25 protein-coding genes are annotated in these 26,151 nt (G+C 70.9%); 15 read left to right on the top strand and 10 right to left on the bottom strand.

All coding sequences use genetic code 11. The features are described 5' to 3' along the window. Nucleotides 1-139 precede the first annotated feature (139 nt). Nucleotides 140-1,645: a multicopper oxidase family protein gene (locus OG607_RS33790; protein WP_405731469.1), complete on the top strand. Its 1,506-nt coding sequence runs from the start codon at nt 140-142 to the stop codon at nt 1,643-1,645. Between the two features lie 29 nt (nt 1,646-1,674). Next, the gene (locus OG607_RS33785) at nt 1,675-3,429 is read left to right on the top strand and encodes an NAD+ synthase (protein ID WP_405731466.1); all 1,755 of its coding nucleotides are present in this window, start codon (nt 1,675-1,677) and stop codon (nt 3,427-3,429) included. A 139-nt stretch (nt 3,430-3,568) separates the two neighbouring features. On the opposite strand, the gene OG607_RS33780 is transcribed toward OG607_RS33785, so the two are convergent. Next, nucleotides 3,569-4,795, bottom strand: coding sequence for a PucR family transcriptional regulator (locus OG607_RS33780; protein WP_405731463.1), 1,227 nt, complete (start codon nt 4,793-4,795; stop codon nt 3,569-3,571). A 94-nt stretch (nt 4,796-4,889) separates the two neighbouring features. On the opposite strand from OG607_RS33780, the gene lysA reads away from it, so the two are divergent. Continuing rightward, complete coding sequence (gene lysA, locus OG607_RS33775; protein ID WP_405731460.1) at nt 4,890-6,185, top strand: diaminopimelate decarboxylase; 1,296 nt, start codon at nt 4,890-4,892, stop codon at nt 6,183-6,185. Between the two features lie 72 nt (nt 6,186-6,257). Then, the gene (locus OG607_RS33770; protein WP_405731457.1) at nt 6,258-7,715 is read left to right on the top strand and encodes an APC family permease; all 1,458 of its coding nucleotides are present in this window, start codon (nt 6,258-6,260) and stop codon (nt 7,713-7,715) included. Between the two features lie 76 nt (nt 7,716-7,791). On the opposite strand, the gene OG607_RS33765 is transcribed toward OG607_RS33770, so the two are convergent. Further along, on the bottom strand, nt 7,792-8,205 hold the full coding sequence (locus OG607_RS33765; protein ID WP_405731454.1) for a nuclear transport factor 2 family protein: 414 nt from the start codon (nt 8,203-8,205) through the stop codon (nt 7,792-7,794). Nucleotides 8,206-8,293: 88 nt separating this feature from the next. Here OG607_RS33765 and OG607_RS33760 point away from each other — a divergent pair, with 88 nt between their 5' ends. Then, complete coding sequence (locus OG607_RS33760) at nt 8,294-8,734, top strand: MarR family winged helix-turn-helix transcriptional regulator (RefSeq protein ID WP_405731451.1); 441 nt, start codon at nt 8,294-8,296, stop codon at nt 8,732-8,734. Between the two features lie 12 nt (nt 8,735-8,746). Here OG607_RS33760 and efeB read toward each other — a convergent pair whose 3' ends face one another. Continuing rightward, nucleotides 8,747-10,000, bottom strand: coding sequence for an iron uptake transporter deferrochelatase/peroxidase subunit (efeB, locus tag OG607_RS33755; RefSeq protein ID WP_405731448.1), 1,254 nt, complete (start codon nt 9,998-10,000; stop codon nt 8,747-8,749). 193 nt (nt 10,001-10,193) lie between these two features. Next, on the bottom strand, nt 10,194-12,215 hold the full coding sequence (efeU, locus tag OG607_RS33750) for an iron uptake transporter permease EfeU (protein ID WP_405731446.1): 2,022 nt from the start codon (nt 12,213-12,215) through the stop codon (nt 10,194-10,196). 210 nt (nt 12,216-12,425) lie between these two features. Between efeU and OG607_RS33745 the strand changes: the two genes are divergently transcribed. Further along, the gene (locus OG607_RS33745) at nt 12,426-12,977 is read left to right on the top strand and encodes a YciI family protein (RefSeq protein WP_405737223.1); all 552 of its coding nucleotides are present in this window, start codon (nt 12,426-12,428) and stop codon (nt 12,975-12,977) included. 122 nt (nt 12,978-13,099) lie between these two features. On the opposite strand, the gene OG607_RS33740 is transcribed toward OG607_RS33745, so the two are convergent. Continuing rightward, the gene (locus tag OG607_RS33740) at nt 13,100-13,546 is read right to left on the bottom strand and encodes an ATP-binding protein (protein ID WP_405731444.1); all 447 of its coding nucleotides are present in this window, start codon (nt 13,544-13,546) and stop codon (nt 13,100-13,102) included. Between the two features lie 99 nt (nt 13,547-13,645). On the opposite strand from OG607_RS33740, the gene OG607_RS33735 reads away from it, so the two are divergent. Both OG607_RS33735 and OG607_RS33730 read left to right on the top strand, forming a co-directional pair. Beyond that, nucleotides 13,646-14,464, top strand: coding sequence for a Scr1 family TA system antitoxin-like transcriptional regulator (locus OG607_RS33735; RefSeq protein WP_405731442.1), 819 nt, complete (start codon nt 13,646-13,648; stop codon nt 14,462-14,464). Next, on the top strand, nt 14,461-14,652 hold the full coding sequence (locus tag OG607_RS33730; protein WP_405731440.1) for a DUF397 domain-containing protein: 192 nt from the start codon (nt 14,461-14,463) through the stop codon (nt 14,650-14,652). The genes OG607_RS33735 and OG607_RS33730 overlap by 4 nt, the downstream gene beginning before the upstream one ends. 71 nt (nt 14,653-14,723) lie before the next feature. Here the strand turns inward: OG607_RS33730 and OG607_RS33725 are convergent, their stop codons facing one another. From OG607_RS33725 to OG607_RS33710, 4 genes are all read right to left on the bottom strand, one after another. Continuing rightward, the gene (locus OG607_RS33725) at nt 14,724-15,932 is read right to left on the bottom strand and encodes an MFS transporter (protein ID WP_405731438.1); all 1,209 of its coding nucleotides are present in this window, start codon (nt 15,930-15,932) and stop codon (nt 14,724-14,726) included. Nucleotides 15,933-16,049: 117 nt separating this feature from the next. After that, nucleotides 16,050-16,970, bottom strand: coding sequence for an endonuclease/exonuclease/phosphatase family protein (locus OG607_RS33720; RefSeq protein ID WP_405737220.1), 921 nt, complete (start codon nt 16,968-16,970; stop codon nt 16,050-16,052). A 252-nt stretch (nt 16,971-17,222) separates the two neighbouring features. Further along, nucleotides 17,223-17,840 carry a TetR/AcrR family transcriptional regulator gene (locus OG607_RS33715; protein ID WP_405731436.1) on the bottom strand — a complete coding sequence of 206 codons (618 nt, stop codon included), beginning with the start codon at nt 17,838-17,840 and terminating at the stop codon, nt 17,223-17,225. Then, on the bottom strand, nt 17,837-19,417 hold the full coding sequence (locus OG607_RS33710; protein ID WP_405731434.1) for an MFS transporter: 1,581 nt from the start codon (nt 19,415-19,417) through the stop codon (nt 17,837-17,839). Before OG607_RS33710 ends, OG607_RS33715 begins: the two co-directional genes overlap by 4 nt. 179 nt (nt 19,418-19,596) lie before the next feature. Between OG607_RS33710 and panB the strand changes: the two genes are divergently transcribed. The 7 genes from panB (at nt 19,597) to OG607_RS33675 (ending at nt 25,658) form a co-directional block, all read left to right on the top strand. Continuing rightward, nucleotides 19,597-20,499 (top strand): 3-methyl-2-oxobutanoate hydroxymethyltransferase, encoded by a 903-nt coding sequence (gene panB / locus OG607_RS33705; RefSeq protein WP_405731432.1) that lies wholly within the window; start codon nt 19,597-19,599, stop codon nt 20,497-20,499. A 220-nt stretch (nt 20,500-20,719) separates the two neighbouring features. Further along, nucleotides 20,720-21,295 (top strand): hypothetical protein, encoded by a 576-nt coding sequence (locus OG607_RS33700; protein WP_405731430.1) that lies wholly within the window; start codon nt 20,720-20,722, stop codon nt 21,293-21,295. A 17-nt stretch (nt 21,296-21,312) separates the two neighbouring features. Then, the gene (locus OG607_RS33695) at nt 21,313-21,888 is read left to right on the top strand and encodes a sigma-70 family RNA polymerase sigma factor (protein ID WP_329322285.1); all 576 of its coding nucleotides are present in this window, start codon (nt 21,313-21,315) and stop codon (nt 21,886-21,888) included. Further along, a complete protein-coding gene (locus OG607_RS33690; protein WP_405731428.1) occupies nt 21,885-22,595 on the top strand; it encodes an anti-sigma factor family protein in 711 nt (236 codons plus the stop codon). The genes OG607_RS33695 and OG607_RS33690 overlap by 4 nt, the downstream gene beginning before the upstream one ends. 111 nt (nt 22,596-22,706) lie before the next feature. After that, nucleotides 22,707-23,720 carry an ATP-binding cassette domain-containing protein gene (locus OG607_RS33685; protein ID WP_405731426.1) on the top strand — a complete coding sequence of 338 codons (1,014 nt, stop codon included), beginning with the start codon at nt 22,707-22,709 and terminating at the stop codon, nt 23,718-23,720. After that, nucleotides 23,717-24,541, top strand: coding sequence for an ABC transporter permease (locus tag OG607_RS33680; RefSeq protein WP_405731424.1), 825 nt, complete (start codon nt 23,717-23,719; stop codon nt 24,539-24,541). Before OG607_RS33685 ends, OG607_RS33680 begins: the two co-directional genes overlap by 4 nt. 154 nt (nt 24,542-24,695) lie before the next feature. Further along, nucleotides 24,696-25,658 carry a hypothetical protein gene (locus OG607_RS33675; RefSeq protein WP_405731422.1) on the top strand — a complete coding sequence of 321 codons (963 nt, stop codon included), beginning with the start codon at nt 24,696-24,698 and terminating at the stop codon, nt 25,656-25,658. 20 nt (nt 25,659-25,678) lie between these two features. Here OG607_RS33675 and OG607_RS33670 read toward each other — a convergent pair whose 3' ends face one another. Further along, the gene (locus tag OG607_RS33670; RefSeq protein ID WP_405731420.1) at nt 25,679-26,137 is read right to left on the bottom strand and encodes a group II truncated hemoglobin; all 459 of its coding nucleotides are present in this window, start codon (nt 26,135-26,137) and stop codon (nt 25,679-25,681) included. Nucleotides 26,138-26,151: the final 14 nt, after the last annotated feature.

Raw genomic sequence — 26,151 nt, 5'->3', positions numbered from 1 at the left:
GGTCCGGCGCGGTGTCACCCGTCGGGGGGAGATTGTCGTAACGCGGGAGATTCCCGGGCGGGCCGAGCCGTTCCGCCATTCCGGTGAATCCACGGCGCGGCAGCGGGGATCGGCGGTGCGCAGCGGTCAGCTATTCCCCATGGCCAAGCACACGCACACCCGGCGCTCCCTGCTCGCCCTCGGCGGAGCGGCCGCGCTGACCGCCTGCACCCGTACCGCATACGACCTCACCGACGACGCCCCAGCCCCCGGCTCCGGGTTCGTCAGTCCGGACGGGCCCGAGGTGGCGGCGGCGGAGCGTGGGCGGGCGACGAACGGGACCGTACGGGAGGTGCGGCTCACGGCGGTGGAGGGGCCGGTGGAGCTCGGGGGCGGGCGGAGTGTGCGGACGTGGTCGTACGGAGGGGAGGTGCCGGGCCGCGAGATCCGGCTGACCGCCGGGGACACGCTGGCGGCGACGCTCACGAACCACCTCCCGGACACCACGTCCGCGCACTGGCACGGCCTGGCGCTGCGCAACGACATGGACGGCGTCCCCGACCTCACCCAGCCGCCGATCGGGGCCGGGGCCGAGTTCTCGTACCGCTTCGCCGTGGAGCGGCCGGGGACGTACTGGTTCCACCCGCACACCGGGGTGCAGCTCGACCGGGGGCTGTACGCGCCGCTGATCGTGGCGGACCCGAGGGAGCCGATGCCGTACGACAAGGAGTGGACGGTCGTCCTGGACGACTGGCTCGACGGAATCGACGGCAGCACTCCGGACTCGGTGATGGCCGAGCTGATGGGCGGCCCGGCGGCGAGGCCGAGCCGGATGCTCACCGATGCGAAGAGCATGCTGCTCGGCGGCGACACGGGGCATGTCGCCTACCCCCTCTACCTCATCAACGGCCGCACGCCCGACGACCCCTCGGTCTTCGCCGCCCGCCCCGGCGACCGGATCCGGATCCGGTTCATCAACGCGGGCGGCGACTCCCCCTTCCGGGTCGCTCTCGGCGGCCACCGGATGACGGTCACGCACACCGACGGCTTCCCCGTCTCCCATGCCGACACCGACGCCCTGCTGATCGGCATGGGCGAGCGCTACGACGTCCTGGTCACCGCCGGTGACGGCGTCTTCCCCCTCACCGCCCTCGCCGAGGGCAAGGACGCCAGCGCCCTGGCGGTGCTGCGCACCTCCCCGGGCGGCGCGGTCCCCGTCGCCGGCACCCGCCCCGCCGAGCTGGACGGCGTCCTGGTCACCGCCGACCGGCTGCGCGCGGACGAGAGCGTGCGGCTGCCGGATCCGGGCCGGGCGGCCGACCGTACGGTCCGGCTCACGCTCACCGGCAGCATGGACGCGCACGACTGGGCCTTCGACCGGCAGCCGTACGACCACCACCACAGCGCGCCGCACGCGGTGCGGGCGGGCGAGCGGGTGCGGATCGAGTTCGCGAACCATACGCGGATGTGGCACCCGGTTCATCTGCACGGCCACACCTTTTCGCTGGGCCGGGACGGCGCCCGCAAGGACACGGCGGTCGTCCTGCCCGGTCAGTCACTGTCGGTGGACCTCGACGCCGACAATCCCGGGCTGTGGATGCTGCACTGCCACAACATCTACCACTCGGAGGCGGGCATGATGACGGTCCTGGGGTATCAGCCGTAAGCGTCCAACTGACGATTACACTGGGCGTCGTGCCTCAACTTCGCCTCGCCCTGAATCAGATCGATGCCACCGTCGGCGACATCGCCGGGAACGCCGAGTCGATCGTCCGCTGGACCCGGCACGCCGCCGAGCAGGGAGCCCACCTGGTGGCCTTCCCCGAGATGGCGCTCACCGGGTATCCCGTCGAGGACCTCGCGCTGCGCTCCTCCTTCGTCGAGGCCAGCCGCGCCGCCCTGGACGCGCTCGCGGCCCGGCTCGCGGACGAGGGCTTCGCCGACCTCCCGGTCGTCGTCGGCTACCTCGACCGCAGCGCGAAGGACCGGCCGCGCTTCGGCCGGCCCGCCGGCGCCCCCCAGAACGCGGCGGCCGTGCTGCACGGCGGGCGCGTCGTGCTGCGCTTCGCCAAGCACCACCTGCCGAACTACGGCGTCTTCGACGAGTTCCGCTACTTCGTCCCCGGCGACACCCTCCCCGTGGTGCGCGTGCGGGGCGTCGATGTCGCCCTCGCCATCTGCGAGGACCTCTGGCAGGACGGCGGCCGCGTCCCCGCCACGCGCAGCGCCGGCGCCGGGCTGCTGCTGTCCATCAACGCCTCCCCCTACGAGGTCGCCAAGGACGACGCCCGCCTCGACCTGGTCCGCAAGCGCGCCCAGGAGGCCGGCTGCACCCTCGCCTACCTCGCCATGATCGGCGGCCAGGACGAGCTCGTCTTCGACGGCGACTCCATCGTCGTGGCCGAGGACGGAGAGGTCATCGCCCGCGCTCCCCAGTTCGAGGAAGGCTGCGTCTGCATCGACCTCGACCTCCCGGCGGCCGCCGAGGAGCCCCCGAGCGGCGTCGTGGACGACGGCCTGGAGATCCAGCACGTCGTCCTGTCCGCCGAGCCGCTGCCCGCGTACGAGGTCGAGGTGCGGGGCGAGCAGGCTCCCAGGCTGACCGACGACGAGGAGGTCTACACCGCGCTGGTGGTGGGCCTTCGGGCGTATGTCGTCAAGAACGGCTTCCGGTCGGTGCTCATCGGCCTCTCCGGCGGAATCGATTCGGCGCTGGTCGCCGCGATCGCCTGCGACGCGATCGGCGCGGAGAACGTCTACGGCGTGTCGATGCCCTCCCGGTACTCCTCCGACCACTCCATGGGCGACGCCGCCGAGCTCGCCCGGCGCACCGGGCTCAACTTCCGCACGGTGCCGATCGGGCCCATGTTCGACGCGTACATGGCATCGCTGCAGCTCACCGGGCTCGCGGAGGAGAACCTCCAGTCCCGGCTGCGCGGCACGACGCTCATGGCCATCTCCAACCAGGAGGGCCACATCGTCCTGGCGCCCGGCAACAAGAGCGAGCTGGCCGTCGGCTACTCCACCCTCTACGGCGACTCGGTCGGCGCCTACGGCCCCATCAAGGACGTCTACAAGACCCTCATCTTCCGGCTCGCCAAGTGGCGCAACGCCTCCGCCGAGGAGCGCGGCCAGACCCCGCCGATCCCCGAGAACTCCATCGTCAAGCCCCCGAGCGCGGAACTGCGGCCCGGGCAGGTCGACACGGACTCCCTGCCGGATTACGACGTCCTCGACGCCGTCCTCGAGCTCTACGTCGACCGCGACCAGGGGCGTGAGTCGATCGTCGCCGCCGGCTTCGACGCGGAGCTGGTCGCCCGCACCCTGCGGATGGTGGACACCGCCGAGTACAAGCGGCGGCAGTACCCGCCGGGCACGAAGATCTCCGCGAAGGGCTTCGGCAAGGACCGGCGGCTGCCGATCACCAACCGCTGGCGCGAGCACGCGTGACGCTGCGCTCCGCTGTGGCCTTCCAGCCCGTCCGGCGTTTGAGGACGCGCCCCGGAGGGGCGTTCGGGGTCCAGGGGGCTTGCCCCTTGGTTTCGGGAAGGGGCGGGGTGGGGGATCTCTCCGCCCCGCGCGTTCCGCCTCAGGCGGACGGCCCGCCACCGTCGCGGACGAGGCGGAGCTGGAGCCAGCAGGAGAGACGGTCGTCTGGGTGGTCCAGGTCGATGCCGAAGAGGTCGCGGGCGCGGCGGAGGCGGTACTTGACGGTGTTGGGGTGGACGGTGAGCCGCTGCGCGGCTTCGGCGATGTTGCCGACGGCGTCGAGCCAGGCGGTGACGGAGGGGGCGTAGGCCGTGCCGTGGGTGCGGTCGTGGTCGAGCATGGCCTGGATGCCGGGGTGGTGGAGCCGGGGGCGGCGGGCCAGTTCGTCGGCGAGGTGGAGCAGCAGGACGCGGGCGTGGGTGTCGGTGAGCGCGGCGACGGCCGGGGCGTCCGGGGCCGTGGTCGTGACGCGGAGGATGTCGTCGACCTCGGCGCGCAGCTCGGGCAGCGCGTCGGGGGTGTCGGCCGGGCGGCTGACGGCGGCGCGCAGCGGCGCCTGGAGCGTACGGCCGAGTGCGGCGACGGCCTGTTCGGCGAGCCGGCGGGCCGCGTCGGGGCCGGACCGCGGCAGCAGGACGTAGACGGTGCGCCCGGCCGTGGCCACGGCCGCCTCCTCGTGGACCGCAGCCCAGTGCCGGGCGGCCGCCGCGCCGAGCCGGACAACGGCGGGTCCGGCCGCCTGCGGGTGGCCGTCGGCGGCCGGTGAGAACCCGAGCAGAGTGAGCCGGGGGCGGTCCGGCAGCCCCAGGTGGAAGCGGATCTCGCTGGCTGTGCCGGTGCCGGCCAGCGCCGCGCGCAGCGCGTCCTCCCGGGCCCGCAGGTCCAGCTCGGCCGCGCTGCGGCGGCGCAGCATGTGCAGGGCGGCCAGCCGTGCGCCGTCCAGCAGTGCCCGCTCCCCCGCCGCGTCCGGCGCGGCCGGGCCCTCGATCGCCCAGATCGTGCCCAGCGGCAGATCGCCCGCCCGGATCGCGGCGGCGACGCGCGGCAGCTCGTCGGCGGCGAGGACGGGCAGCCGTACGGCCCCGGGCGCGGCAAGCACCTCGCGGTACTGGCGTAGCTGCTCGGGCTGGTCGGGGACGCGCCGCTCCAGGATGCCGCGACGGCGCAGGTCGTCGATGCGCTGGCCGGGAATCGAGGAGTAGGCCAGCACGCGGTGGTCCAGGTCCTCGATCGCGACCGAGCCGCCGATGACGGCCGCGACGGCGTTGGCCACGGCGAACAGCTCCTCGCTGGTGCCGTCCAGGTTTGGCGAATCCGTCAGCTCCACGGTCCGACCTTAGGCGATTGCGCCAACGACGGGAGGTGCCGGCAACCCTCAGCATGGTGCGAACGCCGAACCGAAGAGGACGGGGAGAACGACTGTGGCCGCCACCAACCCCTCGCACAGCCCCTCGTACGACGACCTGATGGGGCTCTTCCCGCCCGGCTCCGACCTCGCCCCGGACGGCACCCTGCGCATCGGCGGCTGCCGCGCGGACGAACTGGCCGAGCGGTACGGCACTCCCGCCCTCCTGGTCGACGAGGGCGCGCTGCGCGCCCGGGCCCGCCGCTACGCCGACGGGCTGACCGCCCGGCGCACCGGCGGCACGGTGGCGTTCGCGTCCAAGGCCTTCCCCTGCACCGCCGTCTACCGGCTGCTGGCCGAGGAGGGCCTGAGCATCGACGTGGCCAGCGGCGGCGAACTGGCCCTGGCACTGGCCGGGGGCACGGACCCGGACCGGCTGATCGTGCACGGCAACGCCAAGACGGACGCGTACCTCGGTGCGGCCGTCGAAGCGGGGGCGGGCCTGGTCGTCATCGACAACTTCGACGACATCGACCGCCTGGAACGCATCCTCGCCACCGCTCCCGGCCGCGAGCAGGCCGTGCTGGTCCGGGTCACCCCCGATGTCCGCCCCGACACCCACGAGGCGATCTCCACCGGCCAGCGCGGCTCGAAGTTCGGGCTGCTGCTGCCCCAGGCGCGTGAGGCGATCGCCCGGCTGCGCGGCAGCGACCGGCTGCGCCTGGACGGGCTGCATGTGCACATCGGCTCGCAGATCCTGGACACCAAGCCCTTCGTGCAGGCCGTGGAGGCGGTCGCCGAGCTGGGCGACTTCGCGGTGTACGACCTCGGCGGCGGCCTCGGCTCCCGCTACACGTACGACGACCGACCGCCGAGCGTCGAGGAGTACCTGGACGTCCTGACCGCCGCCGCCGAGGCCTCGCTGCCTGCCGCCGCCCGGATCATCGTCGAGCCGGGCCGGTCGATGGTGGCGGACAGCGGCGTCTCCCTCTACCGCGTCGTGACCGTCAAACGCGGCGGCGAGGAGACCTTCGTCGCCGTGGACGGCGGCATGGGCGACAACCTCGAAGTCTCCCTGTACGGGCAGCGGTTCGAGGCCACCGTGGCCACCCGGTTCGGCGGCGGCGAGCCGTGCCGGCTGGTCGGCCGGCACTGCGAGTCCGGCGACACCCTCAGCGCGGGCGTACCGCTGCGCGACCCGCGCCCCGGCGACCTGATCGCGGTGCCCGTCACGGGCGCGTACACCTACTCCCTCTCCAACAACTACAACGGCGCCCGCAGGCCGCCGGTGGTCTTCTGCCGGGACGGCCGCTCCCGCCCGGTGGTCCGCCGCGAGACCTACGAGGACCTGATGCGCCGCGACGTGGTCTGAAACGTCGCGCCCCACGCACGTACCCGCACGTACGGCACCGTCCCCCTCCCCGCCCTCCGAATCGAGGCCGCCATGCGAGCTGACGTAACGCTGCGCCACCAACTCCTGCGCCGCAAACCCCTGCAGGCCTTCGCCGACGACGCCGGGACCGCCGACCACGGCGGCGGGCTGCGCCGCACCGTCGGCCCATTCCAGCTCACGATGATCGGCATCGGCGCCACCATCGGCACCGGCATCTTCTTCGCCCTCAACGCGGCCGTGCCGGAGGCCGGTCCCGCAGTGATCCTGTCCTTCGTCATCGGCGCGATCACCGCCGCGCTCACCGCGCTGTGCTACGCCGAACTCGCCTCCGCCGTACCGGTGTCCGGCTCCTCCTACTCGTACGCGTACGCCACCCTTGGCGAGTTCGCCGCCTACGCGGTGGGCTGGTGCCTGCTGCTGGAGTACGCCGTCTCCGGCGCCGCCATCGCGGTCAGCTGGGGGCAGTACCTCAACGACCTCACCCAGCGGCTGTTCGGCGTCCAGATGCCTGCCGCGATCTCGGCGCCGCCGGGCGACGGCGGCTACCTCAACCTGCCGGGCGCGGTGCTGGTGCTGATGTGCTGCTTCCTGCTGGTGCGCGGGGCCAAGGAGTCGGCGGCGGTCAACACCGTGATGGTGCTGCTCAAGCTCGGCGTCCTGGCGCTGTTCGTGGTGCTGGGCGTGGCCGGCTTCCACAGCGCCAACCTGCACCCCTTCGCCCCGATGGGCATGGCGGGCGTCGGCGCCGCCGCCTCCACCGTCTTCTTCTCCTTCATCGGCCTCGACGCGGTCTCCACCGCCGGCGAGGAGGTCCGCAACCCACGCCGCACCCTGCCGCTGGCCATCATCTGCGCGCTGCTGGTGGTCACCACGGTGTACGTCCTGGTCGCGCTGGTGGGCGTCGGCGCCCAGCCGTGGACGGCCTTCGCCGGACAGGAGGCGGGACTCTCCGAGATCCTGGCCGACCTCACCGGCGCGAGCTGGCCCGGCGTCCTGCTGTCGGCGGGCGCGGTCCTGTCCATCGTCAGCGTGACCCTCGTCGTCCTCTACGGGCAGACCCGCATCCTCTATTCCATGGGCCGCGACGGCATGCTCCCGTCCGCCTTCAAACGGCTCTCCCCGCGCACCGGCACACCCGTACTGGGCACGGTCATCGTCGGCGTCTTCGTCGCCGGGCTGGCCGCCGTCGTCCCCCTCGACGTCCTGGCCGACCTCACCAGCATGGGCACCCTGGTCGCCTTCACCGTCGTCTCCGTCGGCGTCATCATCCTCCGCCGCAAAGCCCCCGACCTCGACCGCGGCTTCAAGGTCCCCGGCTACCCCGTCGTCCCCGTCCTGTCGGTCGCCTTCTGCGCCTACCTCCTGTACGGGCTGCCGCTGCCGACGTACATCATGTTCGCCTGCTGGCTCGCCCTTGCCCTCGTGATCTACGTGCTCTACAGCCGGCACCATTCGCGGCTGGAGCCGCAGCCGGCGGTCGTGGCGGAGCCGCAACCGGCCGCGGGGTAACCGAGGTTGCCGACAGGTGTTCCGCCCGGCCGGGGTGGTCCCGGCCGCGGCGGCCACGCCCCGCGGGTGATCTCCGTCAGTTCTCCTGCATCCACGCGACCATGGTCCGCGACTCGCGGAGTCGCCAGCCCTCCGGCGTCCGGACCGCGGTGCAGGCCAGTCGCAGGCCGCTTCTCAGGTGGGGTGCCCGGCCGTCGCGGTAGAAGTACACGAGCGAGTTCGCCGAGGCGGCCGCCTGGTCCCCGTCGACGTCCACCAGCAGGTCAGCGGTCACGTGCTGGGCGTGCTCCCCCTCGACCTCGGACTGTCGCATAAAGCCGACGACCTTGTCGATGCCGTGGATTTCGCCACTGCGCGGCGAGTGCACCGTCACATCGTCGGTGAAGACGGTGTCCGCATCCTCCCACCGCTTCTCGTCGAGCAGTCGCGCGAAGCGGCTGAACAGGTCGGCGATCTCGATGCGGTCGGCGATCAGAGAATTCGTGGACATGACATCTCTTTTCGTTGGCGTGTCCAACATTGGCGTTACCAACTATACAGAGATTCATTGGCCGCGCCAACGATGTATGGTGGCTGTCGTGGAAGAGACCCCCGCACACCTGACCGCGAAGCCGAGTTGGCTGCTCACCCAGGTGGCAGTGCACGCCCACCGGCTGGCGTCCGACGGCTTCGGCGAGGTGGGCGCGCGCGGATACCACTACCGGATCCTGGCCGCGCTGGACGAGTTCGGAGTGGCCAGCCAGGCCGAGCTCGGCCGCCGGTGCAGCATGGACCGCAGCGACGTCGTGGCGGCGATCAACGAACTGGCCGAGCAGCGCTTCGTCGAGCGGACGCCGGACCCGGATGACCGAAGGCGCAACAGGGTGACCCTCACCACCGCGGGTGATCGGCAACTGCGACGCATGGACCGAGCGCTCGACAGGGTGCAGGACGACCTACTCGAACCGCTTTCGGCTGAGGACAGGCAGACCTTGACCCGCCTGCTCACCCAACTGCTCGCGCACCACCAGCGGGGGTGAGACCCGGAAGCGTCACGCGCTGAGCAGCCGCCGGCCCAGCCAGTCCGTGCGGTCCCGGACGCCGGGGAGGGCGAAGAAGTAGCCGCCGCCGGTGGGGGTGATGTAGTCGACGAGGGGTTCGTCGATGAGGCGGGTCTGGGTGGCCTCGAACTGCCGGAGGACGTCCTGCTGGTAGCAGCAGAAGACGAGGCCCATGTCGAGGTTGCCGACGGAGTCGATGCCGCGGTCGTAGTTGTAGCCGCGGCGGAGGATGCGGGCCGCGTCGGTCTTGGCGGTGCGGGGGTTGGCGAGGCGGATGTGGGCGTCGAGGGGGATCGCCTGGCCCTTGGGGTCCTTGGCGTAGCGGGGGATGTCGGTCTCGGCGGCGCCGTCGAGGGGGGCGCCGGTGTCGCGGCGGCGGCCGATCATGAGTTCCTGCTCGCTGAGGGAGACGCGGTCCCAGAACTCGGTGAGCATGCGGATGATGCGGATCACCTGGTAGCTGCCGCCGGTCGCCCAGGTCGGCTCGCCGGCCGAGTCGGTGACCCAGACGAGCTTGTCCATCTCGCGGGAGGACGAGACGTCGGGGTTGGCGATGCCGTCCTTGAAGCCGAGGTAGTTGCGCTGGGCGCCGGTGGGGCGGGACGGGTTCTGGTGGCCGTCGATCTTCCACTTGATCTGCATGCCGCCACGGGTGTGGCGGGCGATGTCGCGCAACGCGTGGACGACGGTGTCGGAGTGCCCGGCGCAGAGCTGGAGGGAGAGGTCGCCGTGGCACTCGGCCGCGTCGAGGTCGTCGTTGGGGAACGTACGCATCGGGGTGAGGCGGCGCGGTTTGAGGGCGGCCAGGCCGTAGCGGTCGTCGAAGAGCGAGGAGCCGACGCCGACGGTGACGGTGAGGTCGTCGGCGGGGACGGTGGGGCCGAGGATGCCGCTGTCGGAGGGCGGTGCGCCGACGCCCAGGTCGGCGGGGGTGCCGCCGGCGGTGAGGAAGCGGGCGCGGGCGGTGATGGTCCTGAGCAGGTCGGCGAGTTCGTCCCGGTTGTCGGCGATGACGTCGAAGGAGACGAAGGCGGCGGCGGTCGGGGTGGGTGTCGTGATCCCGGCCTGGTACGTGCCGTGGAAGTCCACGACCCCGCCCGAGTCGGTGGCGTCGGCGGCCTCGGCGCGGTCCGTGGTCAGTCCGGCGGCGGCCAGGCCCGCTCCGACGAGGGCGGTCTTGACGAATCCGCGGCGGCCGGAGACGGGGCAGGTCATCGGGGTGTTCATCTCATGCCTGTCGTTCATGGGTCAGGGCCTGTCTTGTGGATATCCGTGGTGAAGGAGCGGGGTCTGGTGCCTGTGATCGCAAGGCGGAGGAGGGAGGCAACGCGGTGGGGGCACCTCCCAGCGTCTAGCTGGGGGACGTTGTCGACCGACGACAACGCGGCGAGCGCTGGTGCCAGGGCACGCGACGCCACGAAGATCCACACGACAGGCCCTAAGCGGCCTTGCGGACTTCGAGCAGGTCCGGGATCGGGGCGAGCTGTTCGAGCAGTTCGCCGACGGTGCCGTTGATCTTCTGGCGTACGGCCGGGGCGAGGTCGCCGACCGGCGTCCAGGTGCCTGCCTTCGTACGCTGCGCCAGCACCAGCTTCTCGGTGCGGCTCATCCAGTTCTCGACGGTGGCCGGGAGCTCGGGGGCACGGGCGACGAGGAGGGGCCGGAGGACGGTCAGGATCTCCTGGGTGCCCCGGAGGTTGGCGTCGGTGGTGGCCAGGCCGGTGCCGCTGCCGTAGTCGGCCTCGCCGGTGAGTTCGCGGACCAGGGTGTTCTCCAGGATCTCGTGGGCCCGCAGCGGCAGGTCGCCCGGGTCGAAGTCCTGCGTGGGGAAGGCCTTTTGGAGCCCTTCGACGTAACCGGTGAGCGCGGAGGCGGGCTCGGCGAGGAACGCGGCCGACTCGCCGTGCCACAGGCCGTACTCGATCCGGTGGAAGCCGGTGAACTTCGGGTCCTTCGCCCCGCCCGCGAGGCCCGCCGTACGGCCGTTGATCTCCGCGTCGAAGTCGGCGAAGGTGCCGTAGGCCGCGCCGAGGGTGGCGTACTGGAGGTGGGCGGTCAGCCAGTCCTTGCGGGCCCGGGCGAGGTTCTTGGCGTCGATGTCGTGCTGGAGCGCCTTGGTGTCGGCGACCAGGGTCGCCAGGCCCTTGTTGACGTAGGCCTTGTACGCGGTGAGCGGCTCGGCCAGATCCTTTTCCGAGACCGGGAGGACGGCGGTGGAGGACGTGCCGCCGCTGACCCGGACGGCGGCGGAGGTGACGGCCTTGCCACTGTTGGGGACGCAGCGCCAGGCGTAGCTGCCGGTGCCGATGGTGGCGACCAGGGTGCGGGCGGTGCCGGGGGCGATGCCCTCGACCTCGCCGTAGACGGCATTCGTCGCCGGGTCGATGAGATAGACCTCGGAGGTGCTGCTGCCGGTGTTGCGGACCTCGAAGGACCGGCGGCCGGGCTCGGGCGCGGTGAAGCCCTTGCCGCAGTCGGCGGCCGACACCGCGATGACCGGGGTGTCCGAGGCGGGCTTGCCCTCGCTGACGGCCACGACGACGACGGCGATGAGCGCGGGTACGGCGACCACGGCCACCGGGACGGTCCAGCGCGGGACGCGACGCGACTTGGCGGCCGGGTTGGGGGCGGGGGCCTGGGCTTCCTGCGGCGTGCGCACGCCGCGCAGGAACAGCGTCATGACGACGGCCAGATATCCGGCGTACGCCACCACCTGCAGCCAGGTCATGCGCGGGGTGAGGTTGAGCGTGCCCTGGAGCAGGGTGGCGTACCAGGAGCCGGCGTCGATGTGGGCGCTCAGGTCGACGGCGTACGCGGTGCCGCCGGGCAGCAGCGAGGACTCCTGGAGATCGCGCATGCCGTAGCCGAGGACGCCGGCGGCGATGACGATCAGCACGGCGCCGGTGACGGTGAAGAAGCGCGTCAGGTTGATGTGCAGCACCCGGCGGTAGAGCCCCCAGCACAGCGCGGCGGCCAGCACCAGTCCGGCGGCGGCCCCGGCGAGGGGCCCGGCGGAGGAACCGGCCGCCTGGGCCGTGGTCCACAGGAACAGCGCGGTCTCCAGCCCTTCCCGGCCGACGGCGAGGAAGGAGGTGACGACGAGCACGCCGGAGCCCACGGCCAGGGCCGCGGTGACCTTTGCCTTGATCTCACCCGAGAAACCGCGGGCCGACCGCCGCATCCAGAACACCATCGCCGTGACGAAGCCGACCGCGACGACGCTCAGCACGCCGCCGAAGCCCTCCTGCGCCTGGCCCGACAGATTGGCGGCCGTGAAGGTGAGGATCGCCCCGAAGCTCATCGACACGGCGATAGCCGCGAGGACCCCGGTCCACACGTGCGGCAGCCGCGACTTCTGGCCGGACCGTACGAGCGTCGCGACGAGCACCGAGACGATGAGCCCCGCCTCCAGACCCTCCCGCAGGCCGATCAGAAAGCTGGGCAGCGTGTTGTCCCACACCAGGGACTCTCCTCTCCAAGACAGCGAGAGAGAGCTTAGGTTTGGCTAACCTGAGCGCCAAGGACTTTCTGATCAAGCCTGGGTAAAGCGAGAGCAATCCCCCCTCCCTCCTGAGCCCCGGGCCATGACCGGGGCCCAGAGCTGCCGCGCCTGCCGTCAGGACTCACCGGAACAGCCAGAGAGTTACGCATGGTGATGAAAACTGTGGGCATGGAGTTCTTCTGCTACCACCGCGATCGGCCCTGCTCTGTGGCGCTGCGTAAAGAGCTGCTGGAAGAGCACTGGTCCTACATGGACCGGTACGCGACGGAGATGATCGCCCGCGGCCCGACCCTCACCAGCGACGGCGACACGCCCACCGGCAGCATGCACATCGTCGACCTGCCAGATCCCGCCGCCGCCCGCGCGTTCGCCTTCGGCGAGCCCGGCTACCAAGCAGGCGTGTACCGCGACGTGCTGCTGCGCCGGTGGCGAAACACGTTGGGGCGCACCATGTGGGATTTCCCCGGTGGCCGGACCGGTGGCAACCGGTACCTGGTGCTCGGCCTCGGCACGGGGCAGGCCGCCGACCTCGCCGTGCCGCCCGACCAGGACGAGTTGATCGCGTACGGGCCACTGCTGTCTGACGACGGCGCCACCTGGCTGGGTACGGCGGTGCTGGTCCGGGCGCCGGACCCGGACACGGCCCGCGCCGTCCTCACCCCGGACCGGTACGCCGACATCGAGGTTCACAACTGGCAGTTCGGCGGGCGGCCGTCATGAACCGACGCGTCACCGGCCTTCAGTAGTACTCAAGGCTTGTGGCGAGAAGCGTGACTTCTCCTGCCTGGGCGAGGCCTTCGTCACGCGGTTTCTCACCACACACCCGCTCCCGGGCCGTCTGCTCACGCTGGTGCGGGGGCGGGCGTGGGCGTGGGCCGTAGTTTCAGCTCGAACCACACCGTTTTGCCGATGCCATGCGCTCGCGGGTGGCTGTCCCAGGCGTCGGCGAGCGCGGTGACGAGGGCGAGGCCCCGGCCGCGCTCGTCGTCCGGGGAGGCAGGTGTCCGGCGGGGGCTGGGGAGGGAGTTGCCTGCGTCGGAGACCTCGACGCGGAGGGTGTGGTCGCGGAGGAGGGCACGGGCGGCGATGTCGCGGCCGGGTGGGGTGCGGGCGTGTTGGCAGGCGTTGGTCATGAGCTCGCTGAGGAGCAGGACGGCGGTCTCGGTGATGTCGTCGGGGACGCGCCAGGCGTGGACCTCGGCCAGGAGGGCGGAGCGGGCGCGGCCGACACTGCGGGGGTGGCGGGGGTACTGGAAGTGCCACTCGTGGGTGGGGATTGCGGCATTCATGACTCAAAAGGTGCTGGTCGGCACGTAGCCTCGGGAGTAGCGGCGCGGGTACGGAGAGTCGCTGTACGCGGCGGGTAAACGACAGCGGGGGTGCGTCCATTGACCGCGACCGGTGAGGTGTCCCAGCCGCCCGTGGCGTGGCGGTACTGCGGCAATCAGGTCAAGTTGTGGCGCGAGGGCGCGGGCGTGACCCGGGAGCAACTGGCCAAGGAGGCCAGCTACGGGTACGACACCGTGAAGTCGATGGAGCTGGGCCGACGGCGGCCGACATTGCGGCTGCTGGAGGTGGCGGACGGGATGTGCGGGGCGCACGGGAAGCTGCTGGCGGCGCAGGAGTTCTTGAAGCCGGAGCCGTTTCCGTCGTACTCGATGAGCTTCGTACGGGACGAGGCCGAGGCGATCGCGCGGTCTGCGTACGAGGCGTCGTACATCCCGGGGCTGCTCCAGACCGAGGATTACGCGCGGGAGTTGCTGGCCACCCACTTGCCGCCGCTCGGCGAGGAGACGATTGGGGAGCGGGTTGCTGCCCGGCTGGAGCGGCAGGCGCTGCTGCGGGAGCCGACCAAGTCGTTCAGCTTTGTGATCGAGGAGGCTGCGCTGCGCCGTCAGTTCGGCGGCGAGGGCGCTTACCGGCGGCAGTTGGAGCACCTGGTGAGGGTAGGCGAGCTACGTAATGTGACCGTACAGGCCATGCTCACCACACGGGGCTTTCACGCAGGGCTGCGGGGGTCGTTCGTGCTGTTGGAGACCCCGGAGCACGAGCGTCTGGCCTACGAGGAAGGGCAGGTGACGGGTGTGCTGTACGACGATCCGGACAAGGTCAGCACCATTATGCGGCGCCATGACATGCTCGCCCGGCAGGCTCTCGGGCCGGAGGAATCGGCGCGGTTCATCAGAAAGCTGGCGGAGGAACAATGAGCACCGAGCTGGCGTGGTTCAAGTCGAGCTACAGCAACGATGAGGGTGGCGACTGCGTCGAGGTCGCCGTCGCCCCCGGCACCGTCCACGTGCGGGACTCCAAGAACGAGGCCGGGCCGCAGCTCGCGTTCGGGCCGGGGGCGTGGGCGGGGTTTGTGGCATTCGCGGCGGGGTGCAGAGTCGTCTAGGGCCGTGACCGCAAAGCGCCGGACGGGCTGATTTCAGCCCGTCCGGCGATTGAGGACGGAACCGGCCGCCACTAGACCCGCTCGGCCACCGCAACCCGCGCGACCGCGCCGCCCGCGACGACCCGGGAGGCCTCGTGCGTACGCCGTTCCAGGAGCGCGGCGGTGATGGCGATGGCCAGGCCGGACAGAGCCAGGCCGGAGGCGACCGCGGCGGGGGCGGTGTAGCCGAAGCCGTGGGCGATGACGAGGCCGCCGATCCAGGCGCCGCCGGCGTTGGCCAGGTTGAAGGCGGCCTGGTTGGCGGAGGAGGCGAGGCTGGGGGCGTGCTTGGCCTTCTCCATGACCATGATCATCATCGGGGAGCCGGCGGCGAAGGAGGCGATGCCCAGCAGTACGACGGTCAGGGCCGCACTCCACTGGGCGTGCGCGGTGACCGTGAACAGGGCGAGCACGACCGCCATCGCGCCGAGGCCGCCGATGAGCGTCGGCCGCAGCGCGCGGTCGGCGAGCCGGCCGCCGACCAGGTTGCCGATGGTGGCGCCGACGCCGAAGAGGGCGAGGACGAAGGTGACGCTGCTGTCGCCGAACCCTGCGACGTCGGTGAGCAGCGGGGTGATGTAGCTGTAGACCGCGAAGACGGCGGCGAAGCCGGAGACCGTGGTGGCCAGCGACAGCCAGACCTGGCCGCTGCGGAAGGCGGACAGTTCTCGGCGCAGTCCGGCGTCGTGCGCGACCGGGAGCCTGGGGACGAGTAGCGCGATGCTGCCCATGGCGGCGAGCCCGATGACGCCGACGGCGAGGAACGTGGCGCGCCAGCCGAGGTGCTGGCCCATGAGAGTGGCGGCGGGGACGCCGACGATGTTGGCGATGGTGAGCCCGGTGAAGACCAGCGAGACGGCGCGGGCCCGGCGCGCCGGGTCGACCATGCCGGCGGCGACGACCGCGCCGACACCGAAGAAGGCGCCGTGCGGCATACCGGCGAGCACCCGGCCGGCGAAGAGCCAGCCGTAGCCGGGGGCGAGGGCGGAGAGGACGTTGCCGACGGTGAAGAGCCCCATGAGGGAGATCAGCACGGCCTTGCGCGGCATACGCGTCGTGAGGGCGGCGAGCAGCGGGGCGCCTATGACGACGCCGAGCGCGTACGCGGAGACGAGGTAGCCGGCGGTGGGGATCGAGGTGTGGAGATCGTCCGCGACGTTGGGCAGCAGGCCCATCATCACGAACTCCGTCGTGCCGATTCCGAAGGCTGAGATCGCGAGTGCGAGCAGAGCCAGGGGCATGAGAGACCTTCCAGTGGTGCATGGCGGAGCGAGGATATGTTCAAGTACGGAACAAAGTCTCGCAGACAAATCTTCCCGCACGGAAAACAGCAGGTTGCAGGCTTGCTACGAGCTCGCCTACGCCACCTCGACGCGCGCCGCCACCGGCCGGTGATCGCTGTTCGTCGCCGGTAGCACCCACGACGACTTCGGCTCGATGCCCTTGACCATGATCTGGTCGATCCGCGCCATCGGGAAGTCGGCCGGCCAGCTGAAGCCGAAGCCGTCGCCCGCCACGCCCTGGGTGCTGCGCATCTGGGAGGTGATGGAGGCCAGGGACCGGTCGTTCATGGTGCCGTTGAGGTCGCCGAGCAGGATGACGCCGGTCAGCTTCTCCTTCGCGATGGCCTCGCCGAGCGCGTCGGCGCTGCGGTCCCGCCCGTTCGCGGTGAAGCCGAGGCTGAAGTTGACGCGTACGGACGGCAGATGGGCCACGTAGACCGCGATGGTGCCGCTCGGCGTGGCGACCGCGGCGCGCATGGCCCGCGTCCAGCCGAGACGGATGTCGACGGCCCTGACTCCGCTGATCGGGTACTTGCTCCAGAGCCCGACGGTGCCCTTGACGGAGTGGTACGGGTAGGCGCTCTTGAGCTGGGTCTCGTACGTGGAGACCTGATTCTCAGCCAGTTCCTCCAACGCGACGACATCGGCGCCGGCGGCGATGACGTCCTTCGCGGTCGTGGCCGGGTCGGGGTTCTGGGCGTTGACGTTGTGCGTGAGGACTGTCAGATTGCCGCCACCCGCCGACTTGTCGCTGACCAGGCCGCCGAAGAGATTCAGCCAGACCACGATCGGCAGCAGCACCGCGATGAGAGCCGTCGCCGACCGGCGCAGCAGGCCGATGAGCAGCAGCACCGGGATCGCGAGGCCCGCCCAGGGCAGGAAGGTCTCCAGAAGGCTGCCCAGGTTGCCGATGCGGTTGGGCACGCTGGAGTGCATGACCAGCAGCAGCGTCAGCAGCAGCGCGCAGACGGCGGTGATGATGCCGCGCCGCCACATGCCCTCTCTGCGCCAGGAGAACCGCCCGCCGTACCGCCCGCCCTTCCCGGGCCGGGACGCGTCCCCCGTACCGCGAGCCCCTTGGCCGCCGTCGGTGGTCACGTCCGAGCTGTACGCCTGCGTCATGGGGGGAGTCCTCACTGTCTTGCCAAGTGCAGTGTCGACCTTATGGGATCGACACAGAGAGGACGGGACGGGCGGTGCGACGGGTTCCCGGCACGCCCGCCACACCGCTCCTTCGTGACACAACGATTACGTACTTTTGCGTACGCCTTCCAGCACCGCGTCCACTATCCGCTCGGACAGACCCTCGTCCAGACTGGCCGCCATCCGCAGCATCGAGCGGGCGAGCATCGGCCCGGCGAAGAGGTCGCTGAGCAGGTCCAGGTCGATGTCGTCCCGGAGTTCACCGCTGGCGATGCCCCGTCGCAGCACGTTGAACATCTGCTCGCGACGGGCCTCGATCACGGTGCGGTAGTAGTGCTCCCAGATCTCGGACCGGCTGTGCACGCCCACCAGGACCTCACGCAGCACGGCGGAGTTGCGCTTCGCGAGGCCGCGCCGCCGGATGGAGTCGACCAGAGCCACCAGGTCGTCACGGACCGACTCGCCCGCCAGCGGTGGCGGCTCCTCGTCGATCGACCGCAGGACGTCGAGCATCAGCTCGTCCTTGCCGGACCACCGCCGGTAGACGGCGGCCTTGCCGACACCCGCGCTGCGCGCGATCCGCTCGATGGAGAGGTCGCCGATGGTCGCGCCCTCCTCCAGCAGGTGCAGCACGGTCTCGATGACGGCGGTGTCGACGGCGATGCTGCGCGGCCGTCCGCGCCTCGCGGTGCCCGGATCCGTATCGGGCTCGGCAGAGGTCATCCGTCCACCGCCACCGGCTCCCGGTCACCGGCGGCGCCGGGCGCCGGCGCGGCCGCGTCCTTGGCGGGCAGGAAGAACAGGCAGATCAGGCCGCCGATCAGGGCGACCGAGGCGGAGCAGACGGCCGTGATGTGCATCGCGTGGATGAAGGCGTCGTTGGCCGGGCCGACGAGGGACTTCCCGGCCGGGCCCAGCTTGCCGGCGACGGCGAGGGTGGCCTCGATGGACTCACCGGCGGCGTGCCGGGCGGAGGCGGGCAGGATGTTCAGGTGGCTGTTGATGCCGTCACGGTAGACGGCGGACATCGTCGAGCCGAGCACCGCGACGCCGATGGCGCCGCCGACCTGCCGGAAGGTGTTGTTGACGGCCGAGCCGGAACCGGCCTTCTCGCGCGGCAGCGAGGACATGATCATCACGGTGGCGGGAGGCATGATGTGCGCCATCGCGATGCCCATGAGGGCGAAGATCACTTCGAGCACCCAGATCGGGCTGTCCGCGTCCAGCAGCAGGAAGCCGAAGAACGAGGCGGCCGTCACGAACAGCCCGCCGGCGCAGACGGCGCGCGGGCCGAACCGGTCCACGGCCAGCCGGGCGCGCGGCGCGAAGATCATCTGGGCGGCGGCGAGCGGGAGCAGCAGCAGACCGGACTGCAGGGCGCTGTAGCCGCGCACGCTCTGGGTGTAGAAGACCACGAAGAAGGTCACGCCCATCAGCGCGAAGAACACCAGGCCTATCGCGGCCACGGAGGCGGAGAACCGCCGGTCGCGGAAGTAGGTGACATCCAGCGCCGGGTGGTCGCTGCGCTTCTCGTACAGCACGAAGGCCGCCAGCACGACGAGCCCGCCGATGACGGTCGCCCACACCTCGGGCTTGGTGAAGTCGCCGAGCTGGCCGCCCTTGATGACGCCGAAGACCAGCAGCACAAGGCCGACGATGGACAGCAGCACACCGACCGGGTCCAGGCGGCCGGGGCTGGGATCCTTGGAGTCGGGGACGATCAGGACCATGGCGATCAGGCCGGCCACCACGATCGGCACGTTGACCAGGAACACCGAGCCCCACCAGAAGTGCTGGAGCAGCAGCCCGCCGGTGATCGGCCCGATCGCGATGGCCAGGCCGACGACGCCGGCCCAGATGCCGATCGCCTTGGGCTGCTCGTCGCGCTCGAAGACGTTCATGATGATCGCCAGCGTCGCGGGCATGATGAACGCGCCGCCGAAGCCCATCAGGGCACGGAAGGCGATGAGCTGCCCGGAGGAGTCCGAGACCGCGGAGAGCGCCGAGCCCACGCCGAAGACGAGCATGCCGAAGAGCAGCGCCTTCTTGCGGCCGAGCCGGTCGCCGAGCAGGCCGGCGGTGAACAGCAGGCCCGCGAAGACCAGGGTGTAGGAGTTGATCGCCCATTCCAGCTGGCTCTGGGTGGCTCCCAGTCCGGTGGGGGCGGGCTGGGCGATGGTCTTCATCGCCACATTGAGGATCGAGTTGTCCAGGACCACGACCAGCAGGCTGAAGAGCAGCACAGTCAGGATGGCCCAGCGGCGGCTGTGGACCGTCGGCGGTACGGCTACGGAAGACATAAGTTCAGGGTAAGGATTATTTACGATACGGCACCGTCTCGTATCGTAAAACCTGGGCAAACTCGGGCCGTCCCGCGTCACACCCCGCCCCTCTTTGCGGCCGACCCGGAGCGTGCCAGCATGGGTGGTGGTCCGGGGACGCCGTCAGGGCGCCTCGAGATGACGAAGGAGCCGTTGCAATGACGCACGCCGTTTCGGCTGCCCAAAAGCCCGCCCAGCCCGCCGCTCAGTCCGGTGCCCAGCCCGCCGACAGCAGCAAGGCGCTGTACGGGGGCAAGAGCAACCGCCGTGTCACCGTCCGCGACATCGCCGCCGCCAAGGAGCGCGGCGAGAAGTGGCCCATGCTCACCGCCTACGACGCCATGACGGCGTCGGTCTTCGACGAGGCGGGCATCCCGGTCCTGCTGGTCGGGGACTCGATGGGCAACTGTCACCTCGGCTACGACAGCACCGTCCCGGTCACCATGGACGAGATGACGATGCTGTCGGCGGCCGTCGTGCGCGGCACCAGCCGCGCCATGGTCGTCGGCGACCTGCCGTTCGGGTCCTTCCAGGAGGGGCCGACGCAGGCGCTGCGCAACGCCACCCGCCTGGTCAAGGAGGCCGGCGTACAGGCCGTGAAGCTGGAGGGCGGCGAGCGCTCCGCCCACCAGATCGAGCTGCTCGTCCAGGCCGGCATCCCGGTGATGGCGCACATCGGCCTCACCCCGCAGTCGGTCAACGCCTACGGCGGCTACCCGGTGCAGGGGCGCGGCGACGAGGCGGCGCACCAGCTGATGCGTGATGCCAAGGCGATCCAGAGCGCGGGCGCGTTCGCGGTCGTCCTGGAGCTGGTCCCGGCCGAGCTGGCCGCCGAGGTCACCCGCAGCCTGCACATCCCGACCGTCGGCATCGGCGCGGGCGTGGGCTGCGACGCCCAGGTCCTGGTCTGGACGGACATGGCCGGGATGACGGGCGGCCGCATGCCGCGCTTCGTCAAGCAGTACGCACAGCTGCGCGAGGTGCTGGGCGGGGCGGCGAAGGCCTTCGCGGAGGACGTGGTCGGCGCCGCCTACCCGGCCGAGGAGCACAGCTTCCACTGACCCCGGGCTGCCCTCGGGCGGTCCCAACCCGTCCCAACGGCCCCCTACCTGCACGTACTACTGCTTCTTCGGTGCTATTCGGTGCCCGGCGATCCGCGGATTGCCGGGCACCGAAGTTTTTTTCGTTGATGTTGAGCCGCAGCCACACCTCCTACGTATTGGTAGGTGTCCACCGCTCCACGCGGATAGCCGAAGAAAAGCTCAAGCAGGGGGACTTGGCATGACACGTGCAAGTTTGCGACGACCAGTCGTGGCGGGCGCCTTCGCCGCCACGATGCTGGCCGCCGCGACCGCCTGTGGCACATCCGCGAACACCAGCGCCAACACCGGTACGTCGGCCGCGATCCTCCCCGCACAGTCGGGGGCGGTGGCCGCGTCACCGGGGGCGGGCCTGAAGGCGGCGACGGCCGCCACGCTGGGCAGCATCGTCACCGACGGCAGCGGCTGGGCACTCTACCGATCCGACAACGACAAGAACATCCCGCCGACGTCCAACTGCACCGACTCGTGCGCGACCGAGTGGCCGCCCGCGACCCCGGTGTCGGACACACAGATCACCGGCGTCGACGGAAATCTCGTCGGCTCCCTCACCCGTCCCGACGGCACTCAGCAGCTCACCCTCAACGGCTGGCCGCTGTACCACTACGCCGGCGACGAGCAGCCCGGCCAGACCAACGGCCAGAAGGTCGGGCAGGTCTGGTTCGTCTCAACTCCCGAAGGTCTGAAGGCCGGAGTGGCCGCCGCCAGCGGCTCCGGAAGCACCTCGACCGACACGACCAACCCGTCAGGATACTGATGATCGGGGCAACCTTGATGGGACTCGACCGACAGCCTCACGTAAGGCAGGATCGGGGCGTGGCCGATCACCGCGCCGGGAGAGCCCCGGAAGAAGATTTGATGCGGGAGCTGTACAAAGCCCATGCGGGCGCGCTCTTCGCTTACGTGATGCGGCTGGTCGGTGGAGACCGCTACCTCGCCGAAGACGTTGTTCAAGAAACGTTGCTTCGGGCCTGGAAAAGCGCTTCCCGCCTGGACCCGGCCGCTCGCTCCCTACGACCCTGGCTGGTGACAGTCGCGAGGCGGATCGTCATCGACGGTCACCGAAGCCGCCAGGCCAGACCCCCGGAGGCGTCCCCAGCCGCACTAGACCAGCTCCCCGCAGAGGACGAGCTCGACCGCTCGCTGCGGCTGATGACGATATCCGACGCCCTGGACGACCTCACCGAGGCTCATCGCCAGGTCTTGATCGAGACATATTTCAAGGGACGTACCGTCAATGAGGCGGCCGCCGAACTCGGCGTCCCGCCGGGCACCGTCCGATCGCGGGTGTTCTACGCACTCCGCTCGCTGAGGAACGCATTGGAGGAGAGGGGTGTGACCACCGCATGACGGTCTACGGTTCCGGGCCAGGGGCGCCTCTCGACCCCGAGTCCCACATGGACGTCGGCGCGTATGTGCTCGGCGTACTCGACGACATCGAGATGGCGCGCTTCGAGCATCATCTCGCCGTCTGCCAGGAATGCGGCGAGCAGCTCGACGAGCTCTCCGGCCTCGTTCCCATCCTCGCCGAGCTCGGCCCTGCCGGGGCCGGCTCGCCGATGCCGCCCAGCGGAGACGCGCTGCTGCGCAAGCTCGTCGACCGGGTCACCGTGGAGCGCGGCGTCCAGCGCCGCCGCCGCTGGCTCTCGCTGGTGGCGGCGGCCGTCCTGGTCGTCGGCGGGCCCACCGCCGCCTACCTGGCCGCCGACAACGGCTCCCACTCACCGGTGGTCGCGGTCGACGAGACCCACACCGCCACCGACTCCACCAGCGGCGTCAAGGCCACGGTCGACATGACCGAGAAGAAGTGGGGCACCGACCTCGCGGTCACCCTCTCCGGCGTCAAGGGCCCGCTCACCTGCCGCGCCGTGGTGGTCAGCAAGGACGGCTCCCAGCAGACCATCTCCAACTGGTCCGTCCCCAAGGCCGGTTACGGCGTCGCCGGCCAGCCCGACCCGCTGAAGGTCGAGGGCGGAGCATCGCTGGACATGGACAACATCGCCAGCGTGTACGTCATCACCTCGCAGGGCAAGCAGCTGGTGTCGGTGAACACGTAGTCCCCCTGCCGAAACACCAGGCCAGGACGCCGACATCCGCTGACAGCCCGCTGTCCGCCCGTGTCGGCGTCATGTCGCCGCCGTGTCGGTGAGCCCCGTCAATGTAGAGCCATGAAGACGACGCGACTCACAGACACTGACGGAATGGCCGTCACCGTGCGGGGGCTGGTCAAGCACTACGGCGAGACCAGGGCTCTGGACGGCGTCGACCTCGATGTACGGCAAGGCACCGTGCTGGGCGTGCTCGGCCCCAACGGTGCCGGCAAGACCACGCTCGTACGGGTCCTTTCCACCCTCGTCCAGCCGGACGCCGGCTCGGCCACGGTCGCCGGGTACGACGTCCTGCGCCAGCCCCGCCAGCTGCGCCGGGTGATCGGGCTGACCGGGCAGTACGCCTCGGTGGACGAGAAGCTGTCCGGCCGGGAGAACCTGTACATGATCGGGCGGCTGCTCGACCTCTCCCGCGCCGAGTCCCGGCGCCGCGCCGACGAGCTGCTGGAGCGCTTCTCCCTCACCGAGGCCGCCAAGCGCCCCGCCCAGGGCTACTCCGGCGGTATGCGCCGCCGCCTCGACCTGGCCGCCAGCATGATCGGCCAGCCGGCCGTCCTCTATCTGGACGAGCCCACCACCGGCCTGGACCCCCGCACCCGCAACGAGGTGTGGAAGGAGGTCCAGCGGATGGTCGCCGACGGGACGACCGTGCTGCTCACGACCCAGTACATGGAAGAGGCCGAGCAGCTCGCGGACGAGCTCACCATCTTCGACCGCGGCCGGGTCATCGCCGCCGGCCGCGTCGACGAGCTCAAGGCCAAGGTCGGCGGCCGCACCCTGCAGATCCGTCCCGTGGACCCGGCCGCACTCCCCGCCATGGCGGCGGTCCTGACCGGCTCGACGCCGGACCACGAGAACGGCGTACTGAACGTCCCCATCGCCAGCGACGAGCAACTGACTGACGTGGTCGGCCTGTTGGGCGCACGCGGCTTCGCCATCGCCGGCATCGGCACCCATCTGCCCAGTCTGGACGAGGTGTTCCTGGCCATCACCGGCCAGAAGGCCACCCTCGAAGGCGCCCCCGCCGAAGACGCATCCGACGCATCTGTGGAAGACAAGGAGCTCGTGGCATGAGCGCGGCAGTGATCACCCCCGCCCCCGCCCCCTCGATGGCACTCGACGAAGGCCGCATCGGCCTGCGGGCGAACCTCCGGCACATCGGCGCCCTCGCCCGACGCAACATGCTCCAGATCAAGCAGGACCCGGAGTCGATGTTCGACGTCCTGCTGATGCCGATCGTCTTCACCCTGCTGTTCGTGTACGTCTTCGGCGGCGCCCTCGAAGGCAACACCACGGCTTACGTCAACTACATGGTCCCCGGCCTGATGGCCATGATGGGCATGAACATCGCCATGGCCGTCGGCACCGGCGTCAACTCCGACTTCCAGACCGGTGTCATGGACCGCTTCCGAACCATGCCGATAGCCCGCTCCTCGGTCCTGATCGCCAAGATCGTCGTCGAGATCGGCCGCGCGCTGATCGCCACCGCCATCCTCCTGGCCGTGGGCTTCATCCTCGGCCTGCACGTCAGCACCAGCGTCTTCGGACTGCTCGCGGCGGTCGCCCTGTCCACCGCCTTCGGCGCCTCGCTGATGTGGATCTTCATCCTGCTCGGCCTGACCGCGAAGACCCCTCAATCCGTACAGGCACTCTCCATGATCGTCGTACTCCCCCTGCAGTTCGGCAGCTCCATCTTCGCCAAGCCCACCACCATGCCCGGCTGGCTCCAGTCCTTCACCAAGGCCAACCCCCTCTCCAACCTCGCCGACGCCAGCCGCGCCCTCATCAACGGCGGCCCCGTCGCCCACTCCGTCTGGATGACCCTCGCCTGGGCCGTCGGCATCACCGCCATCTCCGCCCCCCTGGCCGTGGCCCGCTTCCGCAAGAAGACCTGACCCGCCCCGCAGCCACCCCCCGCCCGGCCGGACCGCACCTCGGACCGGCCGGGCTGTCGTCTGCCACGCAACCACTCGGGTGGCGGCACGCAGCGCGCAGCGGGCGGGGCTCCGCGAAAAGGATGGTTCCGTCACCTGCGAAAACGGAGGAACCATGTCCCGGCAGCACCCCCGTAGCCATCGCCGCCACATCGCCGTGGCCGGTGCCACCGCGGTCTCGGCAGCTCTGCTGGTGTCCGCGCAGGCCCCGGGCCCGGCACCGTCGGCCGTCAGTGCCCGCATCGTCGCGCACTTCAACCTGGCCGCCGGCCAGCAGCCGGAGAACATCGCGCTGGAGCCGGACGGCTCCGCCGACCTGACCTTCGCCGGCGCCCACCAGGTCGCCCGTGTGACCACCCGTGGCCGCGTCAGGATCCTGGCGACCCTGCCCAAGCCCGCGGCCGGCGGCGGCCCGACCGGCATAGCCCGGGCCCGCAACGGCACCCTGTACGTCGTCTACAACGCCGGGACCACCGCCCTCACCGGGGTCTGGCGGCTGAACCGGGGCGGCTCCCTGCGCCGCGTCGCGGCCCTGCCGCCGGCCGGCTTCCCCAACGGCGCGGCCCTCGACCAGAGGAGCGGCCGACTGTACGTCGCCGACTCCAAGTCCGGCACGGTCTGGCGGGTGAACACCGCCAACGGCCGCGTCACCGCCTGGTCGCACGACCGCGCCCTCGCGCCGAACACCGGTCCGGGCGCCTTCGGGTTCGGCGTCAACGGGGTCAAGCTGCGCGGCTCCGCCGTATGGGTGACCAACACCGACAAGGGCACGCTCCTGCGCATCCCCCTGCGGCGCGACGGCTCCGCCGGCCGCCCCCAGGTGAAGGCCTCCGGCCTGCGCGGCATCGACGACTTCGCCTTCACCGGCCGCTCCGGCACGGTGCTCGCCGCCATCAACCCCACCAGCCAGGTCGTCCGCCTCACCCCCCGCGGCGCCCGCACCACCGTCCTCACCACCAAGAACGGCCTGTCCAACCCCACCTCCGTCGCGGTACGCGGCACCACCGTCTACGTCCCGAGCGCCGCCTACTTCACGGCCAAGGACCCCAACCTCCTCATCGCCCGCGCCCTCCGCTAGGGCCTGGGGCCGCGTCCCGGTCAGGCCTGTCCGTCCCACCCCCACCTCGGGGTGGGACCGGGCTCGCCGAGGTCTTCGCCGACCTCGCCCGCCGAGACGTCGCGGGCGATCCGGGTGCCCCAGTCGAAGTACTCCATGACGCAGCGGCGCAACAGCTCATCGTCCGGCAGCTCCTTGTGCACGGCGCCAGCCATGAGCTCCATCCAGCGGCCGCGCTGCTCCTCGGTGATCGCCAGGCCGAGGTGGGCGCGCAGCAGCGCCTGGTGACCGCCGAGGTCGGCGGTGAAGGCCGCCGGGCCGCCGAAGACCTCGCCGAGCCAGACGGCCACGTGCTCGATGTGCGTACGGCTGAAGTCGGCGAAGACCGGCGCGAGCAGCGGGTCCGCCAGGACGGCGTCGTAGAACGCGTCGCTCAGCCGACGGAGGCCGTCGATGCCGCCGACGGCTTCGTACAGGGTCTCGGGGCGCTCACTGGTCATACCGTCCAGGATCG

This window comes from Streptomyces sp. NBC_01537, assembly GCF_045040445.1.
In the GTDB taxonomy this organism is placed as follows: Bacteria; Actinomycetota; Actinomycetes; order Streptomycetales; family Streptomycetaceae; genus Actinacidiphila.
Note: the sequence above shows the minus strand (reverse complement) of the source record. Positions and strands in the feature narration are given on the sequence as shown.